The 11,437-nt window shown below is 70.7% G+C and carries 12 protein-coding genes; 6 read left to right on the top strand and 6 right to left on the bottom strand.

Annotation, left to right across the window (positions count from 1 at the left end; genetic code table 11):
* The first annotated feature begins 173 nt into the window (after positions 1–173).
* Together ACTWP9_RS07055 and aac(3) are read left to right on the top strand one after the other, a co-directional pair.
* Entirely contained in the window at positions 174–791 is a 618-nt protein-coding gene (locus tag ACTWP9_RS07055; RefSeq protein WP_443245112.1) for a hypothetical protein, read from the top strand.
* Positions 792–879: 88 nt separating this feature from the next.
* Positions 880–1,728, top strand: a complete 849-nt coding sequence (aac(3), locus tag ACTWP9_RS07050; protein WP_443245111.1) for an aminoglycoside 3-N-acetyltransferase — start codon at positions 880–882, stop codon at positions 1,726–1,728.
* An 18-nt stretch (positions 1,729–1,746) separates the two neighbouring features.
* Here aac(3) and ACTWP9_RS07045 read toward each other — a convergent pair whose 3' ends face one another.
* The 5 genes from ACTWP9_RS07045 to ACTWP9_RS07025 all read right to left on the bottom strand — a co-directional run bounded on the left by ACTWP9_RS07045 (position 1,747) and on the right by ACTWP9_RS07025 (position 5,516).
* Entirely contained in the window at positions 1,747–2,598 is an 852-nt protein-coding gene (locus ACTWP9_RS07045; RefSeq protein ID WP_443245110.1) for a hypothetical protein, read from the bottom strand.
* Between the two features lie 27 nt (positions 2,599–2,625).
* Positions 2,626–3,264, bottom strand: coding sequence for an HAD family hydrolase (locus ACTWP9_RS07040; protein ID WP_443245109.1), 639 nt, complete (start codon positions 3,262–3,264; stop codon positions 2,626–2,628).
* Positions 3,261–3,833 carry a cob(I)yrinic acid a,c-diamide adenosyltransferase gene (locus ACTWP9_RS07035; protein ID WP_443245108.1) on the bottom strand — a complete coding sequence of 191 codons (573 nt, stop codon included), beginning with the start codon at positions 3,831–3,833 and terminating at the stop codon, positions 3,261–3,263. The genes ACTWP9_RS07040 and ACTWP9_RS07035 overlap by 4 nt, the downstream gene beginning before the upstream one ends.
* Before the next feature lie 100 nt (positions 3,834–3,933).
* Positions 3,934–4,689 carry an ABC transporter permease gene (locus tag ACTWP9_RS07030; protein WP_443245107.1) on the bottom strand — a complete coding sequence of 252 codons (756 nt, stop codon included), beginning with the start codon at positions 4,687–4,689 and terminating at the stop codon, positions 3,934–3,936.
* A 38-nt stretch (positions 4,690–4,727) separates the two neighbouring features.
* Positions 4,728–5,516 (bottom strand): ABC transporter ATP-binding protein, encoded by a 789-nt coding sequence (locus tag ACTWP9_RS07025; protein WP_443245106.1) that lies wholly within the window; start codon positions 5,514–5,516, stop codon positions 4,728–4,730.
* Between the two features lie 80 nt (positions 5,517–5,596).
* On the opposite strand from ACTWP9_RS07025, the gene ACTWP9_RS07020 reads away from it, so the two are divergent.
* From ACTWP9_RS07020 to ACTWP9_RS07005, 4 genes are all read left to right on the top strand, one after another.
* Complete coding sequence (locus ACTWP9_RS07020; protein ID WP_443245105.1) at positions 5,597–6,250, top strand: TetR/AcrR family transcriptional regulator; 654 nt, start codon at positions 5,597–5,599, stop codon at positions 6,248–6,250.
* Positions 6,251–6,440: 190 nt separating this feature from the next.
* Entirely contained in the window at positions 6,441–7,289 is an 849-nt protein-coding gene (locus tag ACTWP9_RS07015; RefSeq protein WP_443245104.1) for a 3-hydroxyacyl-CoA dehydrogenase family protein, read from the top strand.
* A gap of 305 nt (positions 7,290–7,594) precedes the next feature.
* Complete coding sequence (locus ACTWP9_RS07010) at positions 7,595–7,954, top strand: STAS domain-containing protein (RefSeq protein WP_443245103.1); 360 nt, start codon at positions 7,595–7,597, stop codon at positions 7,952–7,954.
* Between the two features lie 109 nt (positions 7,955–8,063).
* Complete coding sequence (locus ACTWP9_RS07005; protein WP_443245102.1) at positions 8,064–10,553, top strand: ATP-binding protein; 2,490 nt, start codon at positions 8,064–8,066, stop codon at positions 10,551–10,553.
* 67 nt (positions 10,554–10,620) lie between these two features.
* Here the strand turns inward: ACTWP9_RS07005 and nucS are convergent, their stop codons facing one another.
* Positions 10,621–11,283 carry an endonuclease NucS gene (gene nucS / locus ACTWP9_RS07000; RefSeq protein ID WP_443245101.1) on the bottom strand — a complete coding sequence of 221 codons (663 nt, stop codon included), beginning with the start codon at positions 11,281–11,283 and terminating at the stop codon, positions 10,621–10,623.
* Positions 11,284–11,437: the final 154 nt, after the last annotated feature.

Here is an 11,437-nt window from a genome sequence, read left to right as displayed (position 1 = left end):
GATGCAGTCCGCAGCGCCCTGAATCGTCACGGACGACGACGCGCCGGTCCGTCCCGGTACGCGAAGGTGGAAGGGCGCGTCCGGACGCCGCGTCCGCCAGGGGGAGGGCGGGGCGACCGGGAGCAGTTCGCCGTCATCCCCGCCGGGGACATACGCCAGGAGGGCGTTCATTCATGATCGTGACGCTGATCGTCGTCTGCGAGGTCGGCTTCTGGGTGCTGCTCGCAGTGGGCCTCGCGCTGCGCTACCTCGCGCGGATGCCCCGTACAAGCGCGGCGGTGCTGCTGTGCGAGCCGATGCTGGAGGTGGTGCTGCTGGTCGTCACCGCGATCGATCTGCGGAACGGTGCGGAGCCCGACTGGAAGCACGGACTGGCCGCCGTCTACATCGGCTTCACCGCGACCTACGGGCACTACATGGTCCAGTGGGCGGACGGCCATGCCGCGCACCTGCTCGGCAGAGGCCCGCGCCCGGCAAAGCCGCCTCGTTACGGGAGGGCGCGCACGGTGCACGAGTGGAAGATGGGGATCCGTTCCATTGGTGCCGCCGCCATCGCCACCGGGCTGCTCCAGGTCGCGATCTGGTACGTCGGCGGAGGCGAGCAGACCGAGTCGTTGCGCCAGTGGCAGGTCCGGATGGGCTTCGTGGTCGGGATCAGCCTGATCATCGCGCTGAGCTACACGATATGGCCCAAGCAGCCCAAGAACGGCGCGGATCCGTCGGCACCGGGACCGGAGGAGGAGCGCCCCGCGGTGCAGCGCGACCCGGTGGACACCGGTGCCCGGAAGTAACCGGCCGCCGGGGCACCAAGGCAACTGGCAGCCGGTGTCCGGAAAAAACCGGACGCCGAGCTGCCGTTGATCCTCGTACGCTCGCCGGATGGATGAACGCGCACTGCTGGCTCGCTCCGACGGACCCGTCACCCGCAGCAGACTGGTCCGGGAGCTGACCGCGCTGGGCTTGCGACCCGGTGACACCGTCATGTTCCACACCGCGCTCTCCGCCCTCGGCTATGTGCCAGGCGGCCCCCTCACCGTCATCGCGGCACTGCGCGAAGTGCTGGGGGAGAAGGGCACGTTGCTCGTCTACAGCGGCTGGAACGATGCGCCGCCGCAGGACTTCACCGACTGGCCCGCACCGTGGCAGGACGCCGTGCGGGCCGAACACCCCGCGTACGACCCCGAGCTGAGCGAGGGCACGCACGACAACGGCCGCCTTCCCGAGGCCCTGCGCCGCCAGCCCGGGGCCCTGCGCACCCGGCATCCCGACAGCTTCGCCGCGCTCGGCGCGCGGGCCGAGGCGCTGGTGCTGGACGTGCCCTGGGACGACCCGTACGGCGCGCGGGGACCGCTCGGCAGGCTCGTCGACGCCGGGGGCCGTGTGCTGCTGCTGGGCGCCCCGCTCGACACGCTCACGATCCTGCATCACGCCGAGGCGCTGGCCCAGGCGCCCGGCAAGCGTCATCTCACCTACGAGGTCCCGGTCCTGGACTCCGACGGCAGGCGCGTCTGGCAGCGCTACCGGGACATCGACACCGAGGACGAGGCGTTCGACTACGGGCAGGCCGTACCGGAGGGCGTCTGGCCGTTCACCGTCATCGCGCAGGAGGCACTGGCAGCCGGCATCGGCGTTCGTGGCCGGGTCGGGGCGGCTGAAAGTCATCTGTTCGAGGCGGCGGAGCTGGTGCGCTTCGGAGTGGAGTGGATCGAGCGGAACATCACCGCGTAAGGGGAGAGGAGGGCTCCGCTACGCGCCCGGGTCGCGGCCGGGGGCCTCTTTGGAGTCCGGCTGCTTGAGCGCCTTCAGGGTGGCGCGGGTGTCCTTCTTCATCCAGCCGGTCACGGCTGACTCGGACGGTGGCTCGAAATCCTCGTCGATGCCGCCGCCGAACCAGCTCCAGCTCATCTCGTACGTCATCCACCCGGCGCGCACCTCCAGCTTGAGGCTGCCCAGGCTGTCGCCGCGCTTCTCCTTGATCATGTACGCCTCGTCACCGAAGCCGTCGACGCGGGAGACCGAGTACTGGTACGTACCGGACTTCTGGTCCTTCCACGTCCGCTGCTCGGAGGCGAACTCGCCCGCGGGATCGGTCTTCTTGTGCCACTTCACGGTGGTGGACACATAGGTGGTCGGGGGCGTCTTCGACGTCTCGCCCTGCTCGACCATCGTGCGGCTGCAGTTGCTGACGTCGAGGCCCTTCTGCCGCGAGGAGTAGCCGTCGGGATCGTCCGAGGACGACTCCTTGATCTCGTACTCCTGCCGGAACGAGGCGAGCTTCGCCGTCTCGCACATGTCGTGGTGGAAGCGGTAGCCCTGGAAGTCGGCCTTGGCCGATTCGGAAGCGTCCTTGTCCAGCGCGCCGGTGGCCATCAGTGTCGCGGCCCAGGTGACGGACGCGATCACCACGCCGCCCAGCGCCCATAGCCAGCGCGGACCGCCGCCGCGCCCCGGCCCGCCCGGTGGCTGCCCGGGCGGACCGGGCGGCGGAGTCTGCGGCTGTGCGTACGGATTGAACTGATAAGCGGGCGTCGCGGTGGATGTGGGTTGCTGTGAATACGGCTGCTGCGGCTGCTGTGGCTGCGCCCCCGGTATGGACATGCGGGCACAGTACCCGCATGTTTTCGGTCAGTCTCCCCCCGCCCGGGACAGCCGGGCGGCGAACGTCTCGAGAACGGCACGGGTGCCCGCGGAGTCCGTATGGAGATGTCCCGCCATGCCCAGGGTGCGGGCGGCCGCGACGTTCTCCGGTACGTCGTCCACGAACAGCGAATCCTCGGCTGCCGCGCCCAGCAGTTGAAGCGTGTGCGTGTAGATACGAGGGTCGGGCTTGGCGTAGCCCACCTCGCAGGAGAGCACGGCCTCGTCGGCGACCGACAGCAACGGGGCGAGGTTGGGGCGGGCGTCCGGCCAGGCATTGCTGACGAACGCCGTACGCGCCCGGCCGCGCAACCCGGCCACGACATCGAGCAGCGCCTGGTCCCACACCGGGTTGCCCGCCAGATCCTCGCGCAGTTCGGCGACGCCGTCCTCGTCCAACGCAAGCCGTTCGCGGACGACGGACCACCATGCGGGGCCGCTCATCCGGCCGACGAGCACCTCAGTGTCGTTGCCCGCGTAGACCGCCGTGACGAAGTCCCGCTCCGTGATGCCCAGCCGCGCCGACCACTTGGCTGCGGCGGCCGGGAGTATGTCCTCGACCAGCACCCCGCCCAGGTCCATCAGCAGCGCGGGCCGGCGGTCCCGCCCCCGCGCCGCGATGCTCACCGCTCGCCCCCGGGCACCCACAGCACGTCGCCGACCGCCTTGTTGGCCGTACGGGCGAGGATGAACAGCAGGTCGGAGAGGCGGTTGAGGTAGGTCGCGGTCAGCGGATTCATCGTCTCGCCGTGCTCCTCCAGCGCCGCCCATGTGGAGCGCTCGGCCCGGCGCACCACGGTGCACGCCTGGTGCAGCAGCGCCGCGCCCGGTGTACCGCCCGGAAGGATGAAGGAGCGCAGCTTCTCCAGGCCCTCCAGGAAACGGTCGCAGTCGGCCTCCAGCTTGTCGATGTAGGACTGTTCCACTCGCAGCGGCGGGAACTCGGGGCTCTCCACGACCGGCGTCGAGAGGTCGGCCCCTACGTCGAACAGGTCGTTCTGCACCCGCAGCAGCACGGCGCGGATTTCCTCGTCCAGCTCGCCCATGGCCAGCGCCACCCCGATCGCGGCGTTCGCCTCGTTGGCGTCGGCGTACGCCGCGATACGGGAGTCGGTTTTGGCGGTGCGGCTCATGTCGCCGAGCGCGGTGGTGCCCTTGTCGCCGGTCCGGGTGTAGATCCGCGTGAGGTTAACCATGGGCTGAGGGTAACGGGGGCGCGCCCCGAAGGGGCGCGGGGAACTGCGCGCTCGGCCACGACGTACCCGCAGTCCGCAAGCCACCAGCAGGGGCAACGCGTTACGCGCTCACCTTGCGGAAGACCCGCGTGCCCAACCCCAACGACACCACGGCCAAGGCGGCAGCCACCGCAGCGCCGAGCAGGACGGAGCCATCCGCGTAGTTCCCGGTGAAGGCGTCGCGTACGGCGTCGACGATGTACCGGAAGGGCACCAAATGGGAGAGGGCGTCCAACCAGCCGGGCGCCAAACTCATCGGCAGCAGGATGCCGGACAGCAGCACGGCGGGCATGTTGAGAGAGCTGATGACAGGAGCGAACTCCTGCGGCGAGTTGACGCGCATGGCCAGCGTGTACGACAGCGAGGCGAGCGACGCGGCGAGCAGACCGACCAGGACGAAACCGATCAGCACTCCCGCCACCGGGGCGCGCAGCCCCATCGCGACGCCGACCAGCACGAGCAACAGCGACTGTGCGAACAGCTGGAGCGCGTCGCGCAGCAGGCGCCCCAGCAGCAGCGCAAGCCGACTGACGGGGGTCACCCGCACCCGCTCGACCACGCCGTTGGGTTTCTCCATCAGGATCGTGAACCCGGCGAAGGCGGAGGAGAACAGGGTGAGCTGGACGAGGAGCCCTGGCACCAGCGTCTGCCAGGAGTCACCGCCCCCGCCCAGGTGGAGGTCTTCGAGGAGAGGGCCGAAGAGGACGAGGAAAAGCAGCGGCTGAAGCGCCCCGAACAGCAGCCCGATCTTGGAGGACGCCGTCTGCCGGATGTAGCGCCCGGCGATGATGCCGGTGTCGGTCAACAGGTGGGACACAGGAAGGTTGTCCGTTCTCTCTGAGGTCGGTGAGGCGGTCAGACGGCGACGGGTGCCGGTTCCTCCTCGCGCCGGGTGCGGCGCCCGGTGATGGCGATGAAGGCGTCCTGGAGTCCGGCGTCGGCCGCACCCGCGTAGGTCTGCTTGAGCTCGGCCGAGGTGCCGTGCGCGACGACCCGGCCGTCGTCCACGATCACCAGCCGGTCGGCGAGTGCGTCGGCCTCGTCCAGATAGTGCGTGGTCAGGAAGACCGTCATGCCCCGCTCGTCGCGCAGCCGCTGGACCAGCTGCCACAGGTCGGCCCGGCTGCCGGGATCGAGGCCGGTCGTCGGCTCGTCGAGGAAGAGCAGCGCCGGACTGTGGGTGAGCGCCATGGCGATGTCCAGCCGCCGCCGCTGTCCCCCGGAGAGGGAGCCGCAGGGGCGGTCGAGCAGCGCCCTCAGATCGAGCTCCCGGGCCAGCTCCTCGGTGCGCTGGGCGGCACCGGACTTGCTGAGCCGGTAGAGCCTGCCCTGGGTCGTCAGCTCCTCGCGGACGCTCACGGTGGGGTCGACGCCGCCGGACTGTGCGACGTAGCCGATCCGCTCCCGTACGCCCCCAGGGTCCGCGACCAGATCGTGCCCGGCCACGGTCGCGGTGCCCGAGGTGGGGGGCAGCAGGGTCGTGAGCATCCGGAGCGTCGTTGTCTTGCCCGCTCCGTTGGGACCGAGGAAGCCAAGTATCTCGCCCTGCTCGACGGTCAGGTCGACGCCGCGTACGGCCTCGACGGTGCGGGATTTGGTGCGGAAGGTCCGGGTCAGCCCGGTGGTGTGGATGGCTGCTGGCATGGCCCCAGAAAAACAGAGTCACTTAAAATTTGCAACCACTCTAAAATTTGTCGGACCCCACCCTGGCCTACGATGGAGCCATGACCAGCACTGCCCCTCAGGAGGGCCGCAGGGAGCGGAAGAAGCGGGAGACCCGGCTGCGGATCTCCGACATCGCCACGGGTCTCTTCCTCGACCGCGGCTTCGACGCGGTCACCATCGCCGAGATCGCGGAGGCCGCCGATGTCTCGGTGAACACGGTCTACAACTATTTCCCGACCAAGGAGGACCTCTTCTTCGACCGCGCGGAGGAGGTGATCGACCGCCCCTCCCGCTTCGTACGGGAGCGGCTGCCGGGCCAGTCGGCGGCCGAGGCCGTGCTGGGCAGGCTGCGCGAGGAGATCGAGGACCGCAGCGTCTACGCCGGCGTGACGGAGGGCTACGACAAGTTCGTGCGCTGCATCAATGAGGCGCCCTCGCTGCTGGCCCGGATGATGCTCATGCAGTACGAGACCGCAGAACGGCTCACCGCGACGCTTGCCGAAGAGACCGGCGCGGAGCCCGACGACCCGATGCCCCAGCTGGTCGCCGGGGAACTGGTGCACATCAGCAACCAGCTCTTCCGGGGTGCGACCCGTGCCATTGGCGCGGGGATGTCACCCGAACGGACGGCGATCGACGCGCTCCGGAAGCTGAACACCTACGAGAAGCTCGTCTCGGAACGCTTCCTCAAGTACGCGGTGAAACCCGGCTGATGGTCCCGGCGCCCACATGCCGACCGGACGGTGTGACGTCCGCCATGTGAGACGTGATACGTGTCTCTTCGTCTCCCACGCCTTGCCGATAGACGCTAATGTCCGCCCAACGGACGGTCATTCACAAGGCGCTGAGGCACACCGCAGCAGCGGGCGCGCGGCCCGGCGCGACGAAGTGAGGGTGAAGAACGTGGCGAAGAGGCTCGCCGTCATCGGAGCCGGACTCATGGGCTCCGGAATCGCACAGGTCTCCGCTCAGGCGGGCTGGGACGTGACGCTCCGCGATGTGACGGACGAGGCGCTCGCCCGCGGCAGGGACGGCATCGAGGCGTCGTACGACAAGTTCGTCTCCAAGGGCAAGCTCGACGCTGCCGAAGCGGAGGCCGCTCTCGGCCGTATCACCACCACCACGGATCTGGACGCGGCGGCCGAGGCGGATATCGTCGTCGAGGCCGTCTTCGAGAAGATCGAGGTCAAGCGGGAGATCTTCGCCGCCCTCGACAAGTTGGCCGGCGACCGGACCGTTCTCGCCTCCAACACCTCCGCCATCCCCATCACCAAGATCGCGGCGGCCACCGGCCGGCCCGAGCGGGTCGTCGGCACGCACTTCTTCTCGCCGGTACCCATGATGGCCCTGTGCGAGCTGGTGCGGGGTCTGAAGACCAGCGACGAAACCCTCGCCATCGCACGGGAGTTCGCCGAATCGGTCGGCAAGACCTGCGTCGTCGTCAACCGGGACGTCGCGGGCTTCGTCACCACCCGCCTCATCTCGGCGCTCGTGGTGGAGGCCGCCAAGCTCTACGAGTCCGGCGTCGCCTCCGCCGAGGACATCGACACCGCCTGCCGGCTGGGCTTCGGTCATGCCATGGGCCCGCTCGCCACCGCCGACCTGACCGGCGTCGACATCCTGCTGCACGCCACCGAGAACATCCACACCGAATCCCAGGACGCCAAGTTTGCCCCGCCGGAGCTGATGCGGCGCATGGTCGACGCCGGTGACCTGGGCCGCAAGACCGGTCAGGGCTTCTACCCGCACTGAGCCGCTCCGCGGGGTGCCCGAACGTCCTGGCTGCGCAGACCGCTCTGTCCTCCCTCGGCCGAAGGCTGGGGGAAGGCTGGGGGAGGGTGAGCCGATCTCCGCGACGACCGCGTTCGGCTCCCTCGCAGGGGTGAAACTCGGTATCAGTCAGGACACGGACGGCAACTCCACCGTTGCGGTGCCTGTCATCTGTGGTGGGGGCACCGTGGGCCGCAACGGCACAACCGATGGGCCGTAACGGCCGTAAGAGAGCACGCCACAAGGAAGCACGCCAGGGACAGCACTCCGCGAATTTAGGAGCATATATGCACATCAGGGGCGACCACGCCGAGCTGGTCGTCGGAGGTCGTCTTGACGTCCGCAGCGCGGCGGACGCCCGTACGGTCCTGCACGCAGCCGTCGACTCGGGTGACGGCGACCTCGTGCTGGACCTCGCCGAGCTCGACTCGTGGGACGCCACGGGGCTCGGTGTCATCATGGGCGCCCACCGCCGCGCGGGACGGTGTGGCCGCAGACTCGTCCTGCGTGAGGTGCCTCCGCAGATGCAGCGCCTGCTGGTGGCCACCCGGCTGCACCGGATCCTCGCCATCGAGACCCCCGCGCCGGGCGGCTCACCGGCCGCCAGGTCCAGGTCCGGACAGTCCGGAATTCTGGCGAAGCCATGACAACTGGCCCGGTACCGTCACCGCGCGCCGCCGCTTCCTGGACAATGGAGGCCGCGCACCGGCCCGGCCCCTCCCGGTCAGCCGGCCGCGCCACCTGCTCTTGGGAGACATGACGATGGAACGGCACGGCAGCGACCGCAACGCTCACGGGGACGAGTACGCGCCCACCGGCGACGTGACCAGCAGCGAACCGGACAGCGCGACCGGCGGCGAACCGGCCCGGGCCGTCCGGCTGGTCGCCGATCAGTACCTGGTGACGGTCAACCCGGTAGACGGCAGCGAGATCGAACCCTGCCCGCCGGGGCAGCAGCGCGACACCCCGCCCAAGCTCGCCCCGCGGGACCGCCCCGTCCCGGAAACGGCCACCGCGGCGGCGGCGCTGCCGCCGGGCAGCCTGCTGGAGCGTGACGAGGAGCGCGAGCGGCTCTCCCGGCTGCTCTCCCGCGGTCGCTCGGTCCGGCTCACCGGACCCGCCGGATCAGGCCGCAGCGCCCTCCTCGACGCCGTCGCCGCCGACGTCGCCTCCCTCGCGCCCGACGGGGTGGTCCGCCTCAGCGGCTACCGCCGCACTCCGAGCGACCTGATGTACGACCTGTTCGCCACCGTGCACCGCGCCCCGCTGCACCGCCCCGGGAAGGCCGAGCTGGTCAGCGCGCTGAGCGGGATCGGCGCCGTCGTCCTCGTCGACGACCTGGAGTTCGGCGGCGCAGCCCTCGACGAGCTGCTGCAGGCCACGCCCGAGTGCGCCTTCCTGTTCACCGCCACCCCCGAGGTGACCGCGCCCGCCTCCCGCTCGCACGTGGAAGAGGTGTTCCTGCCAGGGCTGAGCCGCACCGCCTGCATAGAACTGCTGGAGCGTGCGGTCCACCGGCAGCTCATCGACGACGAGGCCGACTGGGCGGCCGACCTGTGGTTCGACTCGGAGGGGCTGCCGCTGCGCTTCGTCCAAGCCGGCGCGCTGCTGCGGCTGCAGGGCAGCGGCGGCGTCGTCCCCGGTCTGCCGGCCGATGTGGCACTGGCACCGCTGCTGGCCGCAGCGCTCCCCGAGGCCGGACGTGGCGCCCTGCGGCTGGCTCTCGCGCTCGACGGAGAGCTCCCGCACCCCGCCCACCTGCCCGCCCTCGTCGGCGACCCGCAGGCCGACGACAGCCTCGCCGAACTGCTGGCCTCCGGGCTGATCAGCCCGGCAGGCGGCCATTTCAAGCTCGCCGCAGGCGTCGCAGCCCAGCTCACCGACGCCGGTTACGCGGAGGGCGGCACCGCGTACGCCCTCGCCGCCGCACAGCACTACAGCTGGTGGGCCGGTGAGCCCTCGGTCGCCCCCGACAGCGTCGCGCTGGAGGCCGACGCGCTGCTCGCCGCCGTACGGGGCGCCCAGCGCGGCGGCAACTCCAGCGCCGCGGTGCTGCTGGCCCGTACGGCAGCGCCCGTGCTGGCGGCGGGGATGCGCTGGAGCGCCTGGGAGCGGGTGCTGCGCTGCGGCCAGGAGGCGGCACGGGCCTCGGGCGAGCTCGCCGAGGAAGCCTATTTCCACCACGAACTGGGCATTCTCGCGCTCTCCGCGGGCAACCCCGAGCGCGCCCGCTCCGAGCTGGAGACGGCGCTCGGACTGCGCGGCACCCTGGCCGAGCAGCGCGGCATGGTCGCGGGCCGCAGGGCGCTGGCGCTGGTGACCGACCGGCTCGCCGCGACCGGCACCCCGGGCCCGCCGCCCGGCCCGACTGCCCACCCGGCCCCGGGCGTCTCCGCACCGGAGCGGGACACCCCTGTCACCACGCCCATGGCGGCCTTCCCTGAACCGTCCGCCCATACGTTCACCGATACGCCGGCCCTGGGCGCCAGGGCCGTCGGCGCAGCGTCCACGGACGCCGATGCCGCCACCACATCCGTCATGTCGGCCGCCGCCGCACAGTCGCAGCCGGGGGAGACGCTGGTCTCGGCGACGGGCGGTGCGGGGGACCCGACCGGCTCCGCGTCGTCCGGCGCGGGCGGCGGCCGGCACGGCGCACCGCGCGGCTGGCGCGCCTTCACCAGCAGCAAGCGGAACATGGCGGTGGCCGGCGCGGGCGCGCTGCTCGCCGCGGTGGTCGGCACCGTCGTCACCCTCGGCTCCGCCACCGACGAAGGCCCCCCGGACTCCGTACGGCCGGACTCCTCCACCTCGCAGGACGACCAGGACAACGCCCCCGGCGACGAGTCGCCCGACGACGGCAGCCCGAGCAGGCAGCCGGAAGAGCAGCAGCCCGCAGCGGGCAAGCCGGCGCCCGGCGCGGACCTTCCGGCCCCCTCGCAGAACGCCGGGACACCCGCGGGCCGGCCGAGCTCCTCCCAGGGCTCCTCCAGCGCTCCCGACGACCCCAGCAGCCCGGAGAAGCCACCGTCCTCGCCGGACGACCCGCCCTCCTCGTCGCAACGTCCCCCGTCCTCCTCGCCGGACGATCCACCCTCGTCCCACGACCCGTCGCCCACGCCCAGCGACGACCCGACGTCGGAGGACCCCCCGAAGTCCCCCTCGGGCAGCACGGATACGAGCACGTCGACCGACCGCTCCCCGAGCGACGATCCGTCCTCGGCGTCGGCGGACCCGTCGGCGTCATAGCTCCGGAATCCGGTTCACGGGCTCAGCGGGCCCCGTCCTGCCTGTCGGCGGGACGGGGCCGTCGGCGTCAGAAGAGGCGGAGTTTGTCGTCCTCGATGCCGCGCAGTGCGTCGTAGTCGAGAGTGACGCAGTCGATGCCGCGGTCGGTGGCCAGGACGCGGGCCTGGGGCTTGATCTCCTGGGCCGCGAAGACGCCCTTGACCGGGGCGAGATGAGGGTCGCGGTTGAGGAGTTCCAGATAGCGGGTGAGCTGTTCGACGCCGTCGATCTCGCCGCGGCGCTTGATCTCGATGGCGACGGTCGTCCCGTCGCCGTCGCGGCACAGGATGTCGACGGGGCCGATCGCGGTGGGGAACTCGCGGCGGATCAGGGACCAGCCGTCGCCCAGCGTCTCCATGCGGTCGGCGAGGAGTTCCTGGAGGTGCGCTTCCACGCCATCCTTGATCAGCCCCGGGTCAGCGCCCAGTTCATGGGAGGAGTCGTGCAGTATCTCCTCCATCGTGATGATCAATTTCTCGCCTGTCTTGTTCTCCACCGTCCAGCGCCGGTCGTCTCCCTCTTTGAGAGTGCACGGAGGAGACATCCAGTTGAGGGGCTTGTACGCACGGTCGTCGGCATGGACGGACACCGATCCGTCGGCCTTGACCAGGATGAGTCTGGGCGCGGAGGGCAGGTGTGCGGTGAGCCTGCCGGCATAGTCCACGGAGCAGCGGGCGATGACGAGACGCATGGTCGGTCACGCTACTTGACCACCCGTGCAGTGCGCGATTCGCCCCCGGATGGGGTGTTCGACAGTGGCGCGAGTATTCCCATTCTCGTGCTCCTCTCACCCCGGTGGCCGTACGGTAAAGCTGGGCGTCGCCGTCCGAGGTGGGGGCCCCTCC

Source organism: Streptomyces sp. 3N207 (assembly GCF_052246355.1).
Classification (GTDB): Bacteria; Actinomycetota; Actinomycetes; order Streptomycetales; family Streptomycetaceae; genus Streptomyces.
This window is presented reverse-complemented; position numbering and strand designations above follow the sequence as displayed.

Excerpts from the sequence above, each read along its gene's own strand:
- ACTWP9_RS07020 (WP_443245105.1), top strand. The coding sequence starts at position 5,597 with ATGACCAGCACTGCCCCTCAGGAGGGCCGCAGGGAGCGGAAGAAGCGG.
- ACTWP9_RS07025 (WP_443245106.1), bottom strand. The coding sequence starts at position 5,516 with ATGCCAGCAGCCATCCACACCACCGGGCTGACCCGGACCTTCCGCACC.
- nucS (WP_443245101.1), bottom strand. The coding sequence starts at position 11,283 with ATGCGTCTCGTCATCGCCCGCTGCTCCGTGGACTATGCCGGCAGGCTC.
- ACTWP9_RS07005 (WP_443245102.1), top strand. The coding sequence starts at position 8,064 with ATGACGATGGAACGGCACGGCAGCGACCGCAACGCTCACGGGGACGAG.
- ACTWP9_RS07055 (WP_443245112.1), top strand. The coding sequence starts at position 174 with ATGATCGTGACGCTGATCGTCGTCTGCGAGGTCGGCTTCTGGGTGCTG.
- ACTWP9_RS07045 (WP_443245110.1), bottom strand. The coding sequence starts at position 2,598 with ATGTCCATACCGGGGGCGCAGCCACAGCAGCCGCAGCAGCCGTATTCA.
- ACTWP9_RS07035 (WP_443245108.1), bottom strand. The coding sequence starts at position 3,833 with ATGGTTAACCTCACGCGGATCTACACCCGGACCGGCGACAAGGGCACC.
- ACTWP9_RS07010 (WP_443245103.1), top strand. The coding sequence starts at position 7,595 with ATGCACATCAGGGGCGACCACGCCGAGCTGGTCGTCGGAGGTCGTCTT.